This window comes from Paraburkholderia aromaticivorans, from assembly GCF_002278075.1.
Taxonomy (GTDB): Bacteria; Pseudomonadota; Gammaproteobacteria; order Burkholderiales; family Burkholderiaceae; genus Paraburkholderia; species Paraburkholderia aromaticivorans.
This window is the reverse complement of record NZ_CP022990.1, coordinates 183,593-204,130: the sequence shown is the minus strand read 5'-3', so window position 1 is coordinate 204,130 and position 20,538 is coordinate 183,593. Positions and strand designations below refer to the sequence as shown.

Sequence of the window (20,538 nt, the reverse complement as noted above, 5' to 3'; positions counted from 1 at the left end):
TACGTGCGTTCGTTCGCCTTTTTCGCTGCGCATGAGCAAAGCCGCATGGCACCTCGCCGGCAGATTTTTTTCACAATTATTAAGGATACCTTACGTTAAGACAACGTCTTTGACCAGCCGCATCCATCCGAATAGCAACGACATTTGACAACGCCCGCAAAGGGCAAGGAGACATCCGTGGCAATCATCGATAAAAACAACGGCAAGCGGGCGACATCAGGCGCGCCCGGCCCGACCGAACCGAATTCGCCCGCTCGCCGCGCCTTTATCGTGCTGGCGGGAACGTCCGCGGGCGCGACCCTGCTTGGCGGGCTCTCCGCTTGCGGCGGATCCGTCACCGGCGGTACCTCCGCTCCGGTCACACCGCCTGTCGTACAGGATCCGATCTGGGGCACCTCGGGCGCCGCGACGCAGATCATCGCGTCCCTGCAGGGCATCACCCAGTCGATGTTCCCGGCCCGCGACTTCGTGGTCACGCAATACGGCGCTGCGCCGTGCGCCGTCGTCGTCGCCGCCAATCCGTATACGGGCTCGGCGTCGGTCGCGAGTCCCGGTTCGAACCTGACCAACGCCGCCGGCTCGTTCGACTCGCGCCCGGCCTTTCTCGCCGCCATCCAGGCCTGCAACGCCGCCGGCGGCGGACGCGTGGTCGTGCCGGCCGGCACGTGGTACTGCGCCGGACCGATCGTCCTGCTCAGCAACGTGAACTTCCACCTCAGCGCGAATTGCACGATCTACTTCAGCCCGAACCCAGCGGACTACGCGAAGGACGGCCCGGTCGCCTGCGGCGCCAACGGCAACCTGTTCTACAGCCGCTGGCAGGCGAACGATTGCCTCAACTACGGCTCCCCTGTCTATGCGCGCAACCAGACCAATATCGCCCTGACCGGCGAGGACGCGAGCTCGGTGCTCAACGGCCAGGCCATGACGCCGTTCGCCGGCAGCGGCAACACCGCCACCTGCTGGTGGACCTTCAAGGGATCGAATGGCGCGTACGGCTGCGTGAATTCGTCGACGCCGTCGCAGGCATTTCTCAACCCGAAGAACGTCGACCTGAAAACCGCCGCACCCGGCATTTCCGACGCGCTGTATGCGCAACTGACCAGCCCCACGACACCCTGGCAAGAGGACCAGAACTATCTGCCCGCCCTCTCCGAAGCCGGCGTGCCGATCGCGCAGCGGGTGTTCGGCGTCGGCCACTATCTGCGTCCGTGCATGGTCGAGTTCATCGGCTGCACGAATGTGTTGATGGAGAACTACACCACCAACAACACACCGTTCTGGCAGCATCATCCGACCGATTGCAAGAACGTCGTGATTCGCGGCGTGACGACCAACAGCATCGGCCCGAATAACGACGGCTTCGATCCGGACGCGTGCAACAACGTGCTCTGCGACAGCGTGACGTTCAACACCGGCGACGACTGCATCGCGATCAAATCGGGCAAGGATCTGGATACGCAGTACGGTCCCGCGCAGAATCACGTGATCCAGAACTGCACGATGAACAGCGGCCACGGCGGCATCACGCTCGGCAGCGAAATGGGCGGCGGCGTGCAGAACATCTACGCGCGCAATCTGAAGATGCTGAACCAGAACTGGGCGACCAATCCGCTGAACATCGCGATTCGCATCAAGACGAACATGAATCGCGGCGGCTTCGTGAAGAACTTCTATGTGGATACCGTCACGCTGCCCAACGGCGTCAGCCTGAAGGGCGGGGGCTACGGCAGCGCGTTGCTGAGCGGCAGCCCGATCAATGCCACGGTGCCGCTCGGGGTCGTGACGGCGGCGGCGGCCAATCCGTCGGCGGCACAGGGCGGGCTGATCACGTTCGACTGCGACTATCAACCGGCCAACGACGCGATTCGCATTCGTCCGGCAGTCGTGCAGAACGTGAACATTTCGAACGTGACGGCGAGCAACGTGACGGTGGGCGGCGTGACCGGCTCGTGCTTCCAGGCGATCGTCGCGCAAGGGCCTGTCGCGTTCGACTACAACGGCGCGGCGCCGGCCCCGGCCATTCCGCCGATCACCGGCGTGACGATCTCGAACTGCAATCTGGGCACGGCGGTCTCGGCCGGCCCCGCGAGCGCGACCACGCCTGGGCCGATCTACGCGTACAACGTCAACGGCATTACGTTGAACAATGTGGTGATCGGTGCGACGACGTACAACACGACGGTCGTCGATAAACGGTAAGCGGCAGGAGATCGACCGGCTGCGCGAAGCGCGAGCTTCGTCCAGCCGTGAAGATTGAAGGAACGCGGTGAGCAGAAGCAAAAATGGCGGCGCCCGAAAGCGCCGCCATTTTTCTATTACGTGCTCGCTCGATCAGCGGGCGGAACGCATCATCGCAAGCCGGCCAGCATCATTTGGCCACCGCGTTCGCCGGCGTCCAGCGCGGCTCGGGCGTCTTGTCGGCGCTTTTCGCCAGCAGGCACACCACGGCGGCCGCGATAATGTCGAACACCGCCAGCACGACGAACAACGGGCTGTAGCCGACCTGCGTGACCAGCACCCCGAACAGCGCCGTGAACGCCGCCGCGCCCAGGTAGCCCGCCATGCCGCCCATGCCGGTCGCGGTAGCCACCTCATTCTTGCCGAACATATCCGACGTGATCGCGTACAGCGCACCCGACAAGGTCTGATGCGCGAAACCGCCGACGCACAGCAGCGCCACCGCCACATAAGGACTCGCCACCAGGCCGACGCAGGCCGGTCCGATCATGCACAGCGCGCCGACCACGAACACCATCTTGCGCGACGTGAAGAGCGACACCCCGGCGTACTTGTGAAACAGCGGGCTGAGGTAGCCGCCCAGCACGCAGCCGATGTCCGCGGCCAGAAACGGCATCCACGCATACAGCGCGACTTCCTTCAGGTTCATGTGACGTTCGGTCATCATGTACAGCGGAATCCACGCGTTGAAAGTCTGCCAGGCCGGTTCGGACAGAATGCGCGGAATGCCGATCGCCCAGAAGTCGCGGCTGCGGAGCATGGTGAACCAACTGCGCCTCGCGGCGCCGGCGTCGCTGTGCTTCGCTTCCTGGCCGCTCAGAATGTAGTCGCGCTCGGCGTCGCCCAACAGCTTCTGCTTGAGCGGGTGTTTGTAGAGCACCATCCACAGCACGCTCCAGACGATCCCGGCAACACCGACGATCACGAACGCCAGTTGCCATTCGCCGCGCAGCAGCGCCCAGACCACCAGCGGCGGCGCCAGCAACGCGCCGATCGAGGAGCCGATGTTGAACCAGCCGATCGCCACCGAGCGCTCCCTGGCGGGGAACCACTCGCTCGTCGCCTTGACGCCGGCCGGAATGCCGGCCGCTTCCGCGATGCCCAGCAGGCCGCGGAAGAACGCGAGGCTGCGCCAGCCCGTCGACCACGCCGCCGCGGCGCACGCCAACGACCACGCCAGCGCGAACGCCGCAAAGCCGATCTTGGTGCCGACGGTATCGAGCAGGAAGCCGGCGACCGGCTGCATGAATGCATAGCAAAGCTGCCACGCCACGACCACGTGCGAATACTGCTCCGTGGTGATGTGGAGGTCTTTCATCAACGTCGGCGCCGCCACTGACAGCGTATTGCGCGCGAGATAATTGATGATGAGTCCGGCCGCGACCAGGCTGACCATCCACCAGCGGATGCCCTTGATTTTCATTGCTGCGTCTCCTCGTTGTCCTGGACTGCTCAAGCAGGCCGCGTTGCGCAAGCGGCCGAGCCGTCCGGGCCGGCATCATCGCGCGAATAGTCGATACCCACAAAGCTGCCGCCCTGGAAGCGCTGACCCAGCGCGTCGAGCGGATTCGGCCGCGCGAGAATCTCTTCGGCGTAGGCTTCGGCGTTTTGCGTCGGCCGATAGCCCAGCCGCTCGGCGCCGCTGTTGTCCCACCAGCTTCGCGTATTGGCCGACACACCCCAGATGGTCAGGAAGCCCACCTTCTCGGCTTCGACACAGCGGTCGAGGAAATGCAGCAGATCGCGATGGCCGAACCAGGTGCTCAGATGCCGCGGCTCGGTCGGCCGCTCGAGGCAGCTGCCGATGCGCACGCACACACTCTCGATACCGTGTTTGTCCCAGTACATTCTGGCCAGCGCTTCACCCCACACCTTGCTCAGCCCGTAAAAACCGTCAGGGCGCAACTCGCAATCGAGGCTCAGATGTTCAGTCACGGGGTACATGCCGATAGCGTGATTCGAACTGGCGAACACGATGCGCCGCACGCCCTGGCGGCGCGCGCCTTCGTACACCTCGACCAACCCGCGCAGATTGTTCTCGATGATCTCGGGCAGCGGCCGCTCCACGCTGGTACCCGCGAAATGGATCAGGACGTCGACACCTTCCAGCAGGCGGTCCACGACCGCGGGGTCGCGCAGGTCGCCGTGCATCACGTCTTCGCCATCCACCAGGGGCACGAGGGCTTTCGAGCCCGCGGCCGAACGCAACGGCGTGCCGCGCGCGATCAACGCGGCGCGCACCACCGAGCCTAGCTGACCACCGGCTCCACTCAGAGCAATCTTTTTCATAGGGTTCCTTTACTGCGCCGTGCGCGATCGAACTCGGATATCGCAATCGCTTTGCGTCGTCACGGCACTGCCGGCCGATCCAGCGATAGTTGTACGATAACGTACTATTATCGATGCCAGCTTCGATTTCAATTAGGCACTTACCCTTATTCCAGCCCTTCCATTGTCAGACTTCTCTTTATAATCAACGCCATATCGATATTCCATTTATGTGACATCGTATAACTAGGAATGCTTTTTTGGTGGAATGAGCGACGTGAAGATCGCACGTGTCGTCCCCACGCGGACTCCACTTAGCGCACGCGGACCGGCAACGCGCACGGGCGAGCTGAATTGCCGCGATAGCATGGCACTCAACCCGATCCGTTATCAGCGCGACGGTTGGTGTGGACTGCCTGAGCGGTCCCGCCGCACTTGCGACAGTTCGACGGCCAGCACCGCGCCTGGCTCCATGCGTGCGCGACCTTCGTCCTGGCAGGTTGCTGCGGCGCGGTCGATTGCCGCAGTTGCGCACCATCGCGCGCCACACGACAGCACGAAGGCAATCAGGAAAACTTGATACCCATCAACGGTTTGCTGTCTCATAAAAGAAAATCAACCCCAAACAACGCGGTTTTTTGACGCAGATCGCAGCGCAGCAAACTTTCCGTCGATCCCATACTCTTGCGCCATCTGCCCAAAGCAGTGCGCACCGACACCAGTCGACGCGCGTAGTCCGCCTTCGCGGTCATCACGCACTTCACGCTCATGAACTCCGCTCTATCGGCATTCGATCTCGCCCGCATCCAGTTTGCGTTCACTGTCTCGTTCCACATCGTTTTTCCGGCGCTCAGCATCGGCCTCGCCAGTTTCATCGCCGTTCTCGAATGGCGCTGGCTCAAAACCGGCAAGGCGTACTACAAAGATCTTTGCCTGTTCTGGTCGAAGATCTTCGCAGTCGCCTTCGGCATGGGCGTCGTCTCCGGCGTCGTGATGAGCTACCAGTTCGGCACCAACTGGTCGGGCTTCTCCAGTTTCGCGGGCCCCGTCACCGGACCTCTGCTCATGTACGAGGTCATGACCGCGTTCTTCCTCGAAGCGGGCTTCCTCGGCATCATGCTGTTCGGCTGGCAGCGCGTGAGTCCACGCGCCCACTTCGGCGCCACGCTGATGGTGGCGATCGGCACGTTGATCTCGACCTTCTGGATTCTCGCGTCCAATAGCTGGATGCAAACGCCGCAAGGCTTCGAAGTCGTGAATGGCCGGGTCGTGCCGCTCGACTGGTTCAAGATCGTGTTCAATCCGTCGTTCCCATACCGGCTTGCGCATATGGCGCTCGCCGCATTCATCGTCGCGGCGCTGGTGGTGGCGGCGGTGGGTGCGTGGCATCTGCTGCGCGGACGGCGCGATCCGGCCGTCAAAAAGATGTTCTCGATGGCGCTCTGGCTGCTGCTGATTCTCACGCCGATCCAGGCTTTCGTCGGCGATCAGCATGGTCTGAACACGCGCGAATATCAGCCGGCCAAGATCGCGGCGATCGAAGGCCTGTGGGACACCGAAAAAGGCGGCACCGCGCTGAACCTGTTCGGCATTCCCGACATGCAGGCGGAAACTACCCGCTACGCCGTATCGATTCCGCATCTGGGCAGCCTGATCCTCACACATAGCTGGGACGGCGAGATTCGCGGCCTCAAGGAATTCCCGCCGCAAGACCGGCCCAACTCGACGTTGGTGTTCTGGAGTTTTCGCATCATGGCCGGCCTCGGCGTGCTGATGATCCTGATGTCGGTGGCCGCCTGGGTGCTGCGCCGCCGTGAACGCCTGTTCGAATCGAAGTGGTTTCAGCGCGTGGCGGTGGCGATGGGGCCGACCGGCTTCATCACGCTGCTGGCCGGTTGGGTCACGACCGAAGCGGGACGTCAGCCGTGGGTCGTGTACGGCGTGATGCGCACCTCGCAGGCCGTATCGCCGTTGACCACGCAGCAGGTCGGCATCTCGCTGATGGCCTTCGTGATCGTGTACTTCCTGGTGTTCGGCATCGGCATCTACTACATGCTCAAGCTGATGCGCACGGGCCCCGCTTTGCCGGGACACACGCCGCACGGCGCGCCGGAGCAACGGTCACCGAATCAGACCGCGCGCCGCCCGCTCTCCGCCGCCGATCACATGATCGACGCCGCCTGAACCCACCCTGCTTCACCCGCCACTTGCGATAGAGAAAGAACATGGACGTAACCGTAGTGTGGGCCGCGATCATCGCGCTGGGCCTTTTCATGTATGTAGTGCTGGACGGCTTCGATCTGGGTATCGGCATCGTCTTCCCGTTCTTCCCCGATGAGAAGGAGCGCGACCTGATGATGAACACCGTCGCGCCGGTGTGGGACGGCAACGAGACCTGGCTGGTGCTCGGAGGCGCGGGGTTGTTCGCGGTGTTTCCGGCGGTCTACTCGACCGTGCTGTCCGCGCTCTATCTGCCGCTGATCTTCATGCTCGTATGCCTGATCTTTCGCGGCGTGTCGTTCGAGATTCGCGCCAAGGCCAATCGTACGAAGCACCTGTGGGATCTGGCGTTCATCGGCGGTTCGGCGGGCGCGACGTTCTTTCAGGGCATCGCGCTGGGGGCGTTCCTGCAAGGCATTCCCGTGATCGACGGCGCCTATGCGGGCGATGCTTTCGGCTGGCTCACGCCGTTCAGCCTGCTCACCGGTCTTGGCCTCGTCGTCACCTATGCGCTGCTCGGCTGCTGCTGGCTGGTGGCGAAGACCGAAGGCGATCTGCAACGCCGCCTGCACCGCGTGGTCTGGCCGCTGACGATCGTGCTGCTCGGCTTCATCGCGATGGTGAGCCTCTGGACGCCGCTGCAGGATCCGAACATCGCGCAACGCTGGTTCCACGACGGCCTCTTCTACCGCTTGCTGCCGGTGCCGTTCCTCGTGGCCGTCTGCGCGTTCTTCATGCATCGCGCGGTGCGTGAGCGGCATCACAACACGCCGTTCGCACTCGCGCTGCTGCTGGTGCTGCTTGGTTACGCGGGGCTGCTGGTGAGCCTGTGGCCGTACGCGATTCCGTCGAGCATGACGCTCTGGGAAGCGGCCGCGCCACGCTCGAGCCAGATGTTCACGCTGGTCGGCGCAGCGGTCATTCTGCCGATCATCATCGCGTATACGACGATGGGTTATTGGGTATTTCGTGGCAAGGTGCGTCATGGCGACCAACATCACTATCACTGAGCAGACGAACGCCGGCGCAAGTCATCGCGCGGGTCATCGCGCAAACCACGGCGCATCGCCCGCGCCGGCTCGCAAGCTGCCGGGCTGGCTCTGGTTCATCGCGCTATGGTGTTTCGGCGTAGGCTCGGCGGTGTCGCTCGGCTTCGCATTCAAGATTCTGATGAATGTGACGTTATTTGCAGTCAAATAGCGACTGCTTTGGCGTGATTCGATCCGGAGCGCATAACCTTCGGAATCCTGCATGGACCGCTTCAAAAAAGGGCCGTTCGGCTCGTCTTCCATGCAAGCCGGAACCTATGCGCGGGAGACCTGCCTTAGACATCATGCAGTGCATTGGACCCGGCGGCGATTTGACAAATAGGCAGTCACACGAGCGGCAAGCCGGAAGGTGCGCCGCGCCACCGGTCGGGCATAAGATCGCGGGGTGGGCGGCAATGATGCGATTCACGAGGCTAGAAGTAAAACGAGACCCTATCACGGCGGCAGCCCACATCGGGCGGGCCCGACTCGCGGAGCCATCATGAAGTTTCTTGTAGCCGACGACCATGAACTCATCCGCGAAGGCGTCAAGGGCATGCTGCGCGGCCTCGATCCCGACGCCCAGTTCGACGAAGCCGATAACTGGGAGACGCTCGCGACCCTCGCGCGTCCCGATGCCGATCACGATCTCGCCATCGTCGATCTGCATATGCCGGGCATGAGCGGCGCTTCGTCGCTCGAGGTGCTGCTCAAGGCGAACCCGGCGCTGCCGCTCGTGGTCCTCTCCGCCGAAGAATCACCGGACGAAATGCGCGCGGTGCTGGCGGCCGGCGCGCTCGGCTTCGTGCCGAAACGTCAGCCCGCGAGCGTCATGCTCAAGGCGATCGAACTGGTGCTCTCGGGCGGCGCCTACGTTCCCATGGAAGCCCTCAGCCTGCTGGGCTGCCGTGAAGCGCAGCCGGCGCCCGCCCACGCCGAAGCGGCCGCCGATCCGCCGCTGCAAGGCGCGGCCGCCACCGGCGCGCGCGCGCCCAGCCAGGGCGCCGCCACGCTCACGGAACCTCTCGCGCAGATTCAGTCATTGCAGCCGCACCAGCAGCATCTGCTGGAAAATCTGTCGCCGCGTCAGCAGGACATCATGCGGCTCGTGCATCGCGGCTGGACCAACAAGATGATCGCGCGCGAACTGGGCGTCGCGGAAGGGACTGTGAAGGTGCATCTGTCGGTGATCTTCCGCGCGCTGGGCGTGCACAACCGGTCGACGGCGATCGCCGTCATCAACGGCTGGCTGGAAGCCGGGAAAACCCTGTAGCACGGGGTGAGGGACAGGGGCGTCCGCGTCGCCTGTTCGCATATGGTTCTGCGGCTTGCCTTGCCGCGGGGCGCTGCGATGCTGAGTGCTCCCGGACGGGCTGTGCGATCCTGTCGTGCGTTCGCGTTGCGACAGAAATTCCGCAGCCCGCATCACGCCACTTGCCGACCGCCCGCTTCTTTGCCTGCTTCTTTGCCTGCTTCTTTGCCCGCTTCTTTGCCCGCTTCTTTGCCTGCTTCTCTTCCCGCTTGATCCCCGCGCAACTCCAGCGCCGCCGTCGCCCGCCCCTTGTCCAGTTCGGCCTGCTGCCACAGCATCTCCAGCGTGCGACGCAGGCGCGCCGGTGTGACCGGCTTGTGGAGCACCGGAATCCCCTGCAAGGCGAGCGCCGCCAGTTCCGCCGACGCCATGTCGCCCGTGATGAGCAGCGTCACCACGTTATCGTGCCCCGCGCGCGCGCGTGCGTTGCGCACCGCCGTCAACGCCTGCGCGCCGGTGCGGTGATTCGCCAACTGGTAATCGCACAGCACGGCATCGGGCACGAAGCCGCCTTCGAGCGCCGCGAGGGCATCGGCCTCGTCGCGCGCACCGAGCACGCTGCACCCCCAGCGGCCCAGCAAACTGACGAGGCCTTCGAGAATCGACGGATCGTCGTCGATGCACAGCACGCGCCGCCCTTGCGCCGACGGGCCGCCTGCCACGGCTTCGTTCAGGCTCGCGACGATGCCGCTCGCATCGCCCGCCTCCACCGGGAAGCGGAACACCGAACCGCGGCCCGGCGCCGAACGCAGTTGCAGCTTGCCGCCGAGCATCTCGACCAGCCGCTTCACCGTCGGCAAGCCGAGACCGTGACCCTGGCGCGCATCGCGTTGCGGATTGGCGACCTGATAGAACTCCTCGAAGATGCGCTCGTGTTCCTCCGGGGGAATGCCGATCCCCGAGTCGCGCACTTCGATATAGCCGCCCGCGGGCCGCCCCGCGCGGCGAACGCCCAGCCAGATCGCGCCTTCTTCGGTGTAACGCACCGCGTTCGAAAGCAGATTGCTCAGTATCCGTTCGAGCAGCACGGGATCGTCATGCACGACCATCGCGGTCGGCGCGATGCGCAGCGCCAGCCCTTTGGCGGCGGCCTGCGGACGGTACTGGCTGCCGACCCGTTCGAACAGTTCGGACAGGCGGAAGTGCAGCCGGATCACCTGGGTCACCCCGCTTTCGAGCCTCGCCAGATCGAGCACCTGATTGAACAACTGGTTCAGCGCCTCGACGTTGTAGACGATATGCTCCGCGGTCTTCGCGTGTTGCACGGGCGTCGCCGCCGCGTCGTTGAGCGAGGCCGCGAGCAGGCCGATGGCGTGCAGCGGTTGGCGCAGGTCGTGACTGGCGGCGGCAAAAAAGCGGGTTTTGGCGAGGCTCGCTTCTTCGGCCACGCGTTTTTGCGCGGCCAGCGACTCCGCCAGATATTGCTGGTCGACGCGTGCCTGCACGACCTGCTGGAACAGCTTGCGATAACTCAGCGCATAGACGTTGATCGCGCAGAAGAAAAACGCGAGGACGATGGCGAGAATCGTGCGGTCGAACGTATGGGTACCGAAATGCATGACGATCGACGGAAACAGCAGAAACGGAATTGCGGTCGAAAAATTCAGCAGGTCGAAACCATTCGACATGAACACACCCGCGGCCAACGTCACGAGCATGACTGTGTGCAGCAGCGGCAAGTCGGTTTGCGGGCTCTGGAACGCGAACCACACGGCGATGCCCGGGGCGCTGTACAGCAGCACGCCGCGCAGCGCATGCAGATAGATCCAGCCGCGCGGCGAGACGAGACCGGGATAGCGGCGATTGCAGATCCATAGCGCGAGACTGCCGCAATTGGCCGCGGCATAAAACCCGAAGCACGTGATAAACAGCGGCGGAGACGGTATTTTCGGCCAGTAGATCGCCACCAGCACCGCGATCGAAAACCAGTGCGAAAAGAAAGCGATCGGGTCTTGTGCGTACAGCACGCGCACCAGATCTTCGTCGATGGCACGCTGGATCGGGTCGGCCCGCATTACGCGGTCTCCTTTTTTGTCGACTGGAGTTAGCGCTTTAGCGCTTACTCCAGTCCCATGCACAGCGTCGACTGGAGTTAGCGCTTTAGCGCCTGCTCCGATCGATGCACCGCATCGGGCACGGCAAATTCGGTGGAGTCGCCTGAAAGCGCGGCGACGCGGGCGGCGCGGACCTGACTGCAACCGCATCGGGTACGGCGTGGCGCTGCGTGTGCGATGCAACTGCGAGGCCGCAGTGCGATGCGATCTTCCCGTGCAACCCGTTTCTCTTCAGACGAATGAGATGCACCTTGCCGGATGGTTTACCCGGCAGTTTACCCATCAGCTACCACTTAATCCATATAGGCGAAACGGCCGCTGGAAACCATACTGGATTCACATTCTCCAGCGCGGCTTCAAAGCTCCACCGTCCACACCCCGCCTGCAGTTCAGGCTCACCGCGCTCGTTGCCTTACCCCTTCTGGAGGTTTTCATGGGCGCAGTTCCGAGCCACGAGTTCGTCCGCAATCTCGACGATGCGATCCTGCCGGATTTGTGGCGCCGGCGCACCCGGTTGTCCGGCGACGAAATGGTGTCGATGGTCGAACTGGTCAAGCGGGCCTTGCGGACCTATCACCCGCTGGAGTTGCAGGCGCTCGGCGAGGACAAGGAAGAACTGGTCGCCCAGTTCATCTACGCGAAAGTCCTGCGCCTCGCGCCCGGCCACACCGAAACCCGCGCCTGCGCCGACAGCGCGCCGTCCAACGGCTACGCATTGTGCGCGTATTTTCGCCGCTATCTGATCGACTGCCTGCGCAGCGCCGGCCATCAGCGCAACGTATCGATGGAAAACGAAGGCATGGCGCAGGAAATCGATCTGCATGCTCAAGCGCTGGAGGACCCGGTGGAAAGCGTGCTGCTGCAATACGGCCTGGACGAACAGCGCGTGCGGCTCTCCGCGCGCGCGTTTATCGAAAGCCTCGACGAACCCGAGCGTATCGTGCTGGCCGGCAGCCTCGGCTGGTGCTCGGAAGGCAAAGGCGGTTTGTCGGCAGTCGCAGCGCAGCATCGGGTGCCCTCTTATCACTATCGCGCCGTCAAACTCGGCGTCACCATGAAGAAGACGGCCGGCGCCGAGGATTTTTCCAATACCAAGATCGGCCGCTGGCTCACGGACGAGCTCGGCATCGAGATCGACATCGACAACCGCCCCGCCATTCTGCTCGCGCTGAACCTGCTCGCCGCGGAATCGAGCGACAGCGAAATGAATGAAGCAGCCGCGTAATAGCGTGCCGCGAGGCGAGCGCGGGTTAGCCGCACCGTCTTCTCACGTCGCGGACGTGCCCCGCCAAAGCCGTGCGCTTCGTACGATGCGCCTTTTTTTGTGAGCCCGCACCGCCTACGATAAAAAAGCCGTCGCCGCACACCGTCTTGCTTCCGAAGTCCTGGTCGTTTTTCCCCGCACTCCCTTCCAGACGAGGTGGTCGTGATGAACCGCTTATCGAGCGCCGTGACCGCTATTCAATCGCATTACGACGTGGTCGTCGTAGGTTCCGGCTACGGCGGCGCGATAGCCGCGTGCCGCATGGCGCGCGCCGGACGGCGCGTGTGCGTGCTCGAACGCGGGCGCGAATTCATGGCGGGCGAATTTCCGCGCACGCCGTTTCAGGGCGCCGCGCAGGTGCAGTACAACACGGCGGCGGCCCATATCGGCTCGCCGCTCGCCCTGCTCGAAGTGCACGTGAACGAGGATGTGAACGCGGTAGTCGGCTGCGGTCTGGGCGGCACCTCGCTGATCAACGCGAACGTCGCGCTCGAAGCCGACCCGCGCCTGTGGGAGGATGAACGCTGGCCGGCCGCATTGCGCGCCGACAAGACGGCCCGCGACAAAGGCTATGCGCTCGCCCGTGCGATGCTGCAACCGTCGCCGGTGCCGAAGGATTACCCGACGCTGCCGAAACTGCAGGCACTGGAAATGTCGGCACAGTCGCTCGGCATGGCAGACCGCTTCACGCGCCCGGATATCACCGTCACCTTCGAGGACCGCGTGAACGCCGCGGGCGTCGGCCAGAAGGCTTGCGTCGGCTGCGGCGACTGCAATTCGGGCTGCAACTACGACGCGAAGAATTCAACCCACATGAACTATCTGCCCGACGCCGTGGCGCACGGCGCGCAGATTTTCACCGGAACCGCCGTCCATTCGGTTCGGCGCGACGCGGCCACGCGGAAATGGATCGTCGGCTACCAACTGGTGAGCCTGGGTCGCGAAAGCTACGGCGCGCCCGACCTGTTCGTGAGCGCCGATATCGTCATCGTGTCGGCCGGCACGATCGGTTCGACCGCGTTGCTGTTGCGCTCGCGCAATCAGGGTTTGAGCGTGTCCGGCATGCTCGGCAAGCACTTCACCGGCAACGGCGACGTGCTCGCCTTCGCGTACAACACCGAGCCCGTGATCAACGGCGTCGGCTGGGGCGCGCACGAGAAAGGCGAGATCCCGCCGGTCGGGCCGACCATTACCGGCCTCATCGATCATCGCAATACGGAGAACGTCAAGGACGGCTACGTGATCGAAGAAGGCTCGCTCGCCGGACCGGTGGGCGCGGCGCTCGTCGGCCTGCTCGGCGCCGCCGCGCCGCTCGAAGGCGTGGATGTCGCGCCGCGCTCGCTCGAGCAACAACTCGCCTACGACGCCCGCGCGTCCGAGAGCTTTCTGCGCGGCCCGTATCACGGCGCGCTCAATCACACGCAAAGCTACCTCGTGATGGCGCATGACGACGAAAACGGCCAGATCGAGGTGGACGGCAAAGGCGAGCCGCGCATCGTGTGGGAAAACGCGGGCAAGCAGCCGATCTTTCAGGCGGTCGAGCAAGCGCTCAAGCAGGCGACCGTGCCGCTCGGCGGCAAATACCTGCGCAACCCCATCTCCACCGATATTGTCGGCAACCGCACCGTTACCGTGCATCCGCTCGGCGGCTGCGGCATGGGCGAAGACGCGGAGCGCGGCGTGGTGGACCATATGGGCCGCGTGTTCAGCGGCGCCACGGGCAATGCGGTGCACGACGGCCTGTACGTGATGGACGGCGCCGTCATGCCGATGTCGCTCGGCGTCAATCCGCTTCTCACCATTTCCGCGCTGGCCGAACGCAATTGCGAACTGCTGCTCGCCACGCACCCCGTGACCGCCACAGCGGATGGCGCGGCCGCCACGCCGAGCCTGCCGCCTGCGCCGACACCCGAACTCGCGTCCTCGTCCTTGACGCCGTCCTCGCCGCAGAAGATCGGCCTGCAGTTCACCGAAACGATGATCGGCACCTACACGCCGGTCGTGGCGGGCGAAGCCGCGACGAGTCCGATCGAATTCACGCTGACCGTCGAATCGGAAGATCTCGCCGACATGCTCAGCAATCCGCAGCATCTGGCGCGCACCGCCGGCACGCTGACCTGCCCCGCGCTCTCCGCGCAGCCGATGACGATCACCAACGGCACCTTCAATCTGTTCGTGGTCGACGCGTCCGACGTGGACGAGCGCAACATGAATTACCGCATGACGCTCAACTCCACCGAAGGCAAGACCTACTACCTGAGCGGACAGAAGATCATTACGCGCAGCTCGCCGATCAACTTGTGGGAGCAAACCAACACGCTCTATGCTGAGATTCGCGAATCCGCGCAAGCGGACGCACCGCTGCTCGGCAAGGCGACGCTGATCATCACGCCCGAGAATTTCCTCAAGCAGCAGCGCACGCTCGAAGTCACCCACGCGCCCGATCTGAAGACCCGCCTCGAATGGACGCTGAAGTTCGGCAAGTTCTTCGCGGGTGTGCTGTTTACCGAGTACGGCGGCGTGGCCGCGCCCTTGCAGTACTTCAACCCGAACGCCGAGCCGCGTCTGAAGCGTGCATTGCGCGCGCCGGCACCGCAAGTCGTCTTCTTCGATACGCCCGATGGAACGAAGCTGAGGCTCACGCGCTACCACGATCCCGCGAACAAAGCGGCGCGCCCGGTGTTGCTGATTCACGGCTCCGGCGTATCGAGCCGCATCTACTCCACCGACCTGATCGCGACCAACATGGTCGAATATCTTTGCGCATCAGGCTACGACGTGTGGCTCGTCGATCTGCGCGTCAGTATCGAAATGCCGAGCGTGCTCGTGCCGACCAACGTCGACAAGGTGGCGCGCGAGGACATTCCGGCCGCGGTCGCCAAGATCCGCGAGTTGACCGGTGTGCCGGAAATTCAGGCACTGGGTCACTGCCTGGGCGGCCTGGCGTTGAGCATGTCGCTGCTGCAGGGACTCGAAGGTGTGCGTTCGGCGGTCATCTCGCAGGTGTCGACGCATCCGGTGCCGGGCACGCTACAGAAACTCAAGGCCGGCCTGCATATTCCCGACATCATGAAACATCTCGGCGTGCTCGACCTGACCGCGTACACGGAACACAAGTCCTGGCCTCATAACCTGCTGGATGAAGCGCTCAAGTTCTATCCGCTCGATCACGACGAAGGGTGCGGCAATCCGATCTGCCACCGCGCGACCTTCCTGTACGGCCTGCTCTACGAACATGAAAAGCTGAACGAGACACTTCACGCGAATCTGCAGGAGCTGCTCGGCGTACACGACGTCGAGGTGTTCAAGCACCTTGCAGCGATGGTGCGCGCCGGCAAAGTGGTCGATGCCGCCGGCAAGGATGTCTATCTGACAGGCGCGGACGGCATGAAGGGGCTGGAAGGCATGCGCCGGCCGATCGGATTCATTCATGGCGAAAGAAACGAAACCTATCTGCCGAAGAGCACGCTGCTCACGTACGAGATGCTGACCCGGCAGTTCCCCGAACAGCCTTACGAGCGGCACATCATTCCCGGCTATGGACATATCGACTGTATCTTCGGCAAGAATGCCGCCGTGGATGTCTATCCGGTGATCGCGAAGTATCTGGACGCGCATTGACGAAGAGCGCCCGGGCTATCCGGCGGGTGCGCGGACCTTGCGCGTGCGCCCCCTTCGTTCGCCCGCACGCAGGCTTTCAGCAACATTCTGCCGGTTTTCCTTTGGCGCCCGTTCGGGTATGGTCTCCAAGCTGCAGCGCTTTCATGCACTTTTAGACCGTCACCCCTATGCCAATCAAAACCTTCTGTATGTCCATGTTGACTGCCGCGTTGCTGGGCAGCACGGTTGCCGCCGCGAATGTGCAGGCGGCGGAGCTTCACGTGATGAGTTCGGGCGGATTCACTGCCGCATACAAACTCCTCGGCCCCGGGTTCACGGCGTCGACGGGCAATACGCTCGACACCATCCTCGGCCCGTCGATGGGCAAATCACCGGAAGCCATTCCGAACCGACTCGAACGCGGCGAACGGGCGGACGTGGTCATCATGGTCGGCTATGCACTCGACGATCTCATCAAGCAAGGCAAGGTGATTCCCGGCTCGCGGGTCGAGCTCGCGGATTCGCGCATCGGCATGGCCGTGCGCGACGGCGCGCCGAAGCCGGACATCAGCTCGGTCGGGGCGCTGAAAGAGGCGTTGCTGCGCGCCAGATCCATCGCTTACTCGGACAGCGCGAGCGGAGTCTATATCGAGCGCGAGCTCTTCAAGCGGCTCGGCATCGAAGATCAGGTGAAGAGCAAGGCGAAGATGGTGCCGAAGATCCCGGTCGCGTCCGTCGTCGCCAATGGCGATTACGAAGTGGGATTCCAGCAGGTCAGCGAATTGCTGCCGGTGGCGGGCGCCACCTTCGTCGGCAAGATTCCGGAGTCGGTGCAATCGGTCACGCGCTACGCCGCGGGCATTCCGGTGGGCGCGCAGCATCCGCAGGAGGCGAAAGCGCTGCTCGACTACCTCGCCTCGCCCGGTGCACAAGCCGCGGTCAAATCCACGGGTCTGGATTCCGTCGCCGCTCATTGAAACTGCGCAGCGAGTGCGCGGTCGCCCGCGGGCGACGGCGCACTCCGTTCAGAACAACTTGCCCGGATTCAGAATGCCGTGCGGGTCCAACGCATGCTTGATCGCGACCATTGCCGCCAACTCCGCCGGCGAGCGCGAGATAGGCAGGAACTCGCGCTTGAGCAAACCAATGCCGTGTTCCGCCGACACCGAACCGTGCAGCGGCCCCAGCATGTCGTAGACGAACGCGTACACCGCGTGATGATCGACGCCGGGGATCGAATGGCCGTCCACCGTGACATGCAGATTCGAATCGCCGATATGCCCGAAGAAATACGACGCGTTGCCCGGCCAGCGCTGATCGAGCGCCGCGCGGCAACGGTCGACGAAAACGCCGATCTCGCCGATCGGCAAGCTCACGTCGAAGTTGATCGCGTCGAGCCGCACCGGAAACTCCGCGGTGCATTCGCGAATCGCCCATAACGCGCGCACGTCGGCCACCGACTGCGCGATCACGGCGTCGCGGATCGCGCCTGCTTCGAGCGCTTCGCTCAACGCGGCGGAAAACCGTTCGCCGCCGTCGCCCGCATCGAAGCTCGCGTGTTCGATCAATGCATAGAGCGGGTGCGCGTCGGCGAATGGCGAACGCGTGCCGGTCAGCTTCACGCCGAAGTCGTAGAAGTCCGGCCACATGATTTCGAACGCGCCGATATCGTTGCCAAACCGCGTGGACAAGCGGCGCAGCAGATTCACGGCGGCATCGTAGCCGTCGAGCGCGACCAGCGCGGTATGGCGCGCGGCGCGCGGCGGGTGCAAGCGCAGCACGGCGCGCGTGATCACGCCGAGCGTGCCCTCCGAGCCGATGAACCAGTGTTTGAGGTCATAGCCGGTGTTGTTCTTGACCATCTTGCCGAGCGAGGTCAGCACGTCGCCGTTGGCCAGCACCACTTCGAGACCGAGCACCTGGTCGCGCGCGGTGCCCGACTGGATCACCCGGTTGCCGCCCGCATTGGTCGCGAGATTGCCGCCGATCTGGCAGGACCCGCGCGCGCCCAGATCGAGCGCGAGTTCGAAGCCGGCTTCGGCCGCGGCTTCCTGCGCCGCCTGCAAGGTCGTGCCGGCGCGCACGGTCAGCGTGGCGGAAGCGGCATCCACTTCCTCGACGCCCTCCATCCGTTCGAGCGACAAGGCCAGATCCGCGGCGCGCGCAATCGCGCCGCCCGCGAGGCCGGTCATACCGCCTTGCGGCACCACCGGCTGATGCGCCGCATGACAAATCGCAAGCGCGCGCGAGACCTGCTCCGTGGTGCGCGGCAACAGCAATGCCGCGGGTCGCGTGGGATCGTGGCGCGTCCAGTCGGTCAGCGCGCGTTCGCCAATCTGCTCGCCCACGCGGACGCCGTCTTCACCGAGCGCGGCGCGCAGCGCCTCGAGCGTCGCGGAAAGCGGCGCTGCGTGATGCGCCATGCTGTTCTCTGTCATGCAGCGGTTCCTTGCGCGCCTTCAGCGGCGCGTTTCTTCCGGTAGCCCATCGAGTCGTTGATACGCCCGAGAATATAGTCGCCCGCGGCAACCGGCTGATACTTAAGTTCGGCTTCGTTCGTGCCGAGATCGCGCGGATCGACCAGCGCGCCGTAAGTCGGATCATAAAACGTCGCGATCGAATAGCGCTCGCGACCCGACGCATTGATCACGCGGTGCAGCGTGGAACGGAAGCGGTCGTTGGTCCACCGTGCGAGCAGATCGCCCACGTTGACCACGAAGCTGCCGTCGACGGGCGGTGCGTCCACCCACGTATCGTTGGCGATTTCGCGCACCTGCAGGCCGCCCACCTGATCCTGCCATAACAGGGTGATGCAGCCGTAGTCGGTATGCGGCGCGACGCCGAACTGATCGTCGTCCGATTGGGGCGGCTGCGGCGGATAGTAGACCATCTGGGTGCGCTGCATCCGTTTGGTATAGCGCGGCGCGAAAAACTGTTCGTCGACGCCGAGGCTCACCGCCACCGCGCGCAGCAGATCGGCGCCGCACGCCGCGACCGCTTCATAGTAGCCGTACAGCGCGGGGCGCAACTCCGGCATGAAGTCCGGCCAGTTATTCGGTCCGCGCAGCGCCTGACCGGCCAGCACGTCCGGATCGTCCTCCGGCAATTCGAGGCCGATGCTGAAGAACTCCTTGTAGTCGGGCCGTTTGGCCTGATACATGGTCGCGTCGCCGAGCGCATTGAAGCCGCGATGCCGTTGATTGACCGCCGCGCGCCGCTTGGTCTCCACCGGAAACGCGAAGAAGCGGCGCGCCGCCTGCGCCGCGGCATCGATCGAGGCTTGCGGCACGCCATGATTGACGATGTAGAAGAAGCCGATCGTCGTGCACGCTTCACGGATTTCCCGCGCCACGCGCTGTAAAGCCTGCGGGTCGCCCGCGCGAACGCCGGCTAGATCGATGATCGGAATGCGGGTCACGGGCATCGCGCTGCTCCTGAAGGGCCGGCTGTATCGACTGATGAAAGAGGCACACGAAGGCGCATGAATGCTCTGTGAAAAGACGCCATTCCGCCTCGCGCATTGCAGTTGTATATACCGCCAAAAGCGCACCTGCAAGTTGCTTCGCGCCGCCTCATGTAAGGGCTTTTCTCTACTCGCGTGTTTATTTATTTCGCGCCAAAACTGCGGTATATACTGCCTCGCATGGCTCGCGCCGAACCCGTTTTCGTGCCCACCTTCGCGCGACACCGCTTTGCCAACCGGAGAATCCCATGAGCATCCTTGCAGGCTGGAAGTGTCGTTTGGTCATGCTGGCGTTGTGCGCGGCAAGCGTCACCGCCCACGCGGAAGACCAGCTCGCCAAAGTGAAAAAAGCCGGCGAACTGGTGGTCGGCACCGAGATGCAGTTCGCGCCCTTCGACTTCCTCGAAAACGGTCAGCAAGCGGGCTTCAACAAGGATCTGTTCGCCGAGATCGGCAAGGAAATGGGCGTGAAGGTGCGCTTTATCGACTTGCCGTGGCCAAGCGTGCTGCCGGGTCTGGAAGCGGGCAAGTTCGACATGGTGGGCGGCCCGCTGACCGTCACCAAGGCGCGCATGGAGCGCTACACGTACACGCTGCCGATCGCGGACGCTACCGATGCGCTGCTCAAACGCGCGAACGATTCGTCTCTCAAGCAATCGTCGGATATCGCGGGCAAGACGGTCGGCGCGGGCAAAGGCTCGGCGCAACTCGACCAGCTGAAGGCCTACGTCGCGACGTTGCCGAAGCCGCCTGAAATCCGCGAATACGTCGACAACAATCAGGCTTACGCCGACCTCGCCGCAGGCCGGATCGTGGCGGTGGCGAACTCCATGACCAACATTGCGTATGTGGCCAAGCAGCGCCCGGAAACGTTCGCCGTGGTGCAGCCGCCGTTCGGCGCCAAGGTTTACTTCGCCTACTGTCTGCGTAAAGATGCGGACAGCAAGCCGCTCGCCGATGCGTTCAACGCCGCGCTCGTGAAAATGCACAACGACGGACGCCTCGCCGCGTTGCAGAAGAAATGGTTCGGTGTCGCCATGGACGCGCCCACCACCATGCCCGCGCCGAACTATTGATCGCCTCACGCT

15 protein-coding genes are annotated in these 20,538 nt (G+C 63.8%); 9 read left to right on the top strand and 6 right to left on the bottom strand.

The features are described 5' to 3' along the window. The first annotated feature begins 177 nt into the window (after positions 1-177). A complete protein-coding gene (locus CJU94_RS20700; protein ID WP_095420596.1) occupies positions 178-2,202 on the top strand; it encodes a glycoside hydrolase family 28 protein in 2,025 nt (674 codons plus the stop codon). A gap of 169 nt (positions 2,203-2,371) precedes the next feature. Here the strand turns inward: CJU94_RS20700 and CJU94_RS20695 are convergent, their stop codons facing one another. From CJU94_RS20695 to CJU94_RS40955, 3 genes are all read right to left on the bottom strand, one after another. After that, on the bottom strand, positions 2,372-3,664 hold the full coding sequence (locus CJU94_RS20695; RefSeq protein WP_095420595.1) for an MFS transporter: 1,293 nt from the start codon (positions 3,662-3,664) through the stop codon (positions 2,372-2,374). Positions 3,665-3,693: 29 nt separating this feature from the next. After that, positions 3,694-4,530 carry an NAD-dependent epimerase/dehydratase family protein gene (locus CJU94_RS20690; RefSeq protein WP_095420594.1) on the bottom strand — a complete coding sequence of 279 codons (837 nt, stop codon included), beginning with the start codon at positions 4,528-4,530 and terminating at the stop codon, positions 3,694-3,696. A gap of 581 nt (positions 4,531-5,111) precedes the next feature. Further along, positions 5,112-5,279: a hypothetical protein gene (locus tag CJU94_RS40955; RefSeq protein WP_157763793.1), complete on the bottom strand. Its 168-nt coding sequence runs from the start codon at positions 5,277-5,279 to the stop codon at positions 5,112-5,114. On the opposite strand from CJU94_RS40955, the gene CJU94_RS20685 reads away from it, so the two are divergent. The 4 genes from CJU94_RS20685 to CJU94_RS20670 all read left to right on the top strand — a co-directional run bounded on the left by CJU94_RS20685 (position 5,278) and on the right by CJU94_RS20670 (position 9,030). Then, positions 5,278-6,693 carry a cytochrome ubiquinol oxidase subunit I gene (locus tag CJU94_RS20685; RefSeq protein ID WP_095420593.1) on the top strand — a complete coding sequence of 472 codons (1,416 nt, stop codon included), beginning with the start codon at positions 5,278-5,280 and terminating at the stop codon, positions 6,691-6,693. The genes CJU94_RS40955 and CJU94_RS20685 overlap by 2 nt on opposite strands. A 41-nt stretch (positions 6,694-6,734) precedes the next feature. After that, complete coding sequence (gene cydB / locus CJU94_RS20680; protein WP_095420592.1) at positions 6,735-7,739, top strand: cytochrome d ubiquinol oxidase subunit II; 1,005 nt, start codon at positions 6,735-6,737, stop codon at positions 7,737-7,739. Then, complete coding sequence (locus tag CJU94_RS20675; protein WP_095420591.1) at positions 7,714-7,929, top strand: hypothetical protein; 216 nt, start codon at positions 7,714-7,716, stop codon at positions 7,927-7,929. The genes cydB and CJU94_RS20675 overlap by 26 nt, the downstream gene beginning before the upstream one ends. Before the next feature lie 330 nt (positions 7,930-8,259). Next, positions 8,260-9,030, top strand: coding sequence for a response regulator transcription factor (locus CJU94_RS20670; RefSeq protein ID WP_095420590.1), 771 nt, complete (start codon positions 8,260-8,262; stop codon positions 9,028-9,030). Positions 9,031-9,182: 152 nt separating this feature from the next. On the opposite strand, the gene CJU94_RS20665 is transcribed toward CJU94_RS20670, so the two are convergent. Continuing rightward, positions 9,183-11,084 (bottom strand): ATP-binding protein, encoded by a 1,902-nt coding sequence (locus CJU94_RS20665; protein WP_244221038.1) that lies wholly within the window; start codon positions 11,082-11,084, stop codon positions 9,183-9,185. Positions 11,085-11,556: 472 nt separating this feature from the next. Here CJU94_RS20665 and CJU94_RS20660 point away from each other — a divergent pair, with 472 nt between their 5' ends. From CJU94_RS20660 to CJU94_RS20650, 3 genes are all read left to right on the top strand, one after another. Then, complete coding sequence (locus tag CJU94_RS20660; RefSeq protein WP_095420589.1) at positions 11,557-12,348, top strand: hypothetical protein; 792 nt, start codon at positions 11,557-11,559, stop codon at positions 12,346-12,348. 204 nt (positions 12,349-12,552) lie between these two features. After that, entirely contained in the window at positions 12,553-16,008 is a 3,456-nt protein-coding gene (locus CJU94_RS20655; protein ID WP_095420588.1) for a GMC oxidoreductase, read from the top strand. A gap of 188 nt (positions 16,009-16,196) precedes the next feature. Next, complete coding sequence (locus CJU94_RS20650) at positions 16,197-16,964, top strand: substrate-binding domain-containing protein (protein WP_095422716.1); 768 nt, start codon at positions 16,197-16,199, stop codon at positions 16,962-16,964. Between the two features lie 48 nt (positions 16,965-17,012). Here CJU94_RS20650 and CJU94_RS20645 read toward each other — a convergent pair whose 3' ends face one another. Together CJU94_RS20645 and CJU94_RS20640 are read right to left on the bottom strand one after the other, a co-directional pair. Then, on the bottom strand, positions 17,013-18,425 hold the full coding sequence (locus CJU94_RS20645; RefSeq protein WP_095420587.1) for an FAD-binding oxidoreductase: 1,413 nt from the start codon (positions 18,423-18,425) through the stop codon (positions 17,013-17,015). After that, positions 18,422-19,411: an isopenicillin N synthase family dioxygenase gene (locus CJU94_RS20640; RefSeq protein WP_095420586.1), complete on the bottom strand. Its 990-nt coding sequence runs from the start codon at positions 19,409-19,411 to the stop codon at positions 18,422-18,424. Before CJU94_RS20640 ends, CJU94_RS20645 begins: the two co-directional genes overlap by 4 nt. A 287-nt stretch (positions 19,412-19,698) precedes the next feature. Between CJU94_RS20640 and CJU94_RS20635 the strand changes: the two genes are divergently transcribed. Continuing rightward, positions 19,699-20,526: a transporter substrate-binding domain-containing protein gene (locus tag CJU94_RS20635; protein WP_095420585.1), complete on the top strand. Its 828-nt coding sequence runs from the start codon at positions 19,699-19,701 to the stop codon at positions 20,524-20,526. Positions 20,527-20,538: the final 12 nt, after the last annotated feature.

What these genes read in the sequence shown, in the direction of transcription:
- CJU94_RS20695 (WP_095420595.1), bottom strand. Translation starts at nt 3,664, where the DNA reads ATGAAAATCAAGGGCATCCGCTGGTGGATGGTCAGCCTGGTCGCGGCC.
- CJU94_RS20690 (WP_095420594.1), bottom strand. Translation starts at nt 4,530, where the DNA reads ATGAAAAAGATTGCTCTGAGTGGAGCCGGTGGTCAGCTAGGCTCGGTG.
- CJU94_RS20685 (WP_095420593.1), top strand. Translation starts at nt 5,278, where the DNA reads ATGAACTCCGCTCTATCGGCATTCGATCTCGCCCGCATCCAGTTTGCG.
- CJU94_RS40955 (WP_157763793.1), bottom strand. Translation starts at nt 5,279, where the DNA reads ATGAGCGTGAAGTGCGTGATGACCGCGAAGGCGGACTACGCGCGTCGA.
- cydB (WP_095420592.1), top strand. Translation starts at nt 6,735, where the DNA reads ATGGACGTAACCGTAGTGTGGGCCGCGATCATCGCGCTGGGCCTTTTC.
- CJU94_RS20675 (WP_095420591.1), top strand. Translation starts at nt 7,714, where the DNA reads ATGGCGACCAACATCACTATCACTGAGCAGACGAACGCCGGCGCAAGT.
- CJU94_RS20670 (WP_095420590.1), top strand. Translation starts at nt 8,260, where the DNA reads ATGAAGTTTCTTGTAGCCGACGACCATGAACTCATCCGCGAAGGCGTC.
- CJU94_RS20665 (WP_244221038.1), bottom strand. Translation starts at nt 11,084, where the DNA reads ATGCGGGCCGACCCGATCCAGCGTGCCATCGACGAAGATCTGGTGCGC.
- CJU94_RS20660 (WP_095420589.1), top strand. Translation starts at nt 11,557, where the DNA reads ATGGGCGCAGTTCCGAGCCACGAGTTCGTCCGCAATCTCGACGATGCG.
- CJU94_RS20655 (WP_095420588.1), top strand. Translation starts at nt 12,553, where the DNA reads ATGAACCGCTTATCGAGCGCCGTGACCGCTATTCAATCGCATTACGAC.
- CJU94_RS20650 (WP_095422716.1), top strand. Translation starts at nt 16,197, where the DNA reads ATGTCCATGTTGACTGCCGCGTTGCTGGGCAGCACGGTTGCCGCCGCG.
- CJU94_RS20645 (WP_095420587.1), bottom strand. Translation starts at nt 18,425, where the DNA reads ATGACAGAGAACAGCATGGCGCATCACGCAGCGCCGCTTTCCGCGACG.
- CJU94_RS20640 (WP_095420586.1), bottom strand. Translation starts at nt 19,411, where the DNA reads ATGCCCGTGACCCGCATTCCGATCATCGATCTAGCCGGCGTTCGCGCG.
- CJU94_RS20635 (WP_095420585.1), top strand. Translation starts at nt 19,699, where the DNA reads ATGAGCATCCTTGCAGGCTGGAAGTGTCGTTTGGTCATGCTGGCGTTG.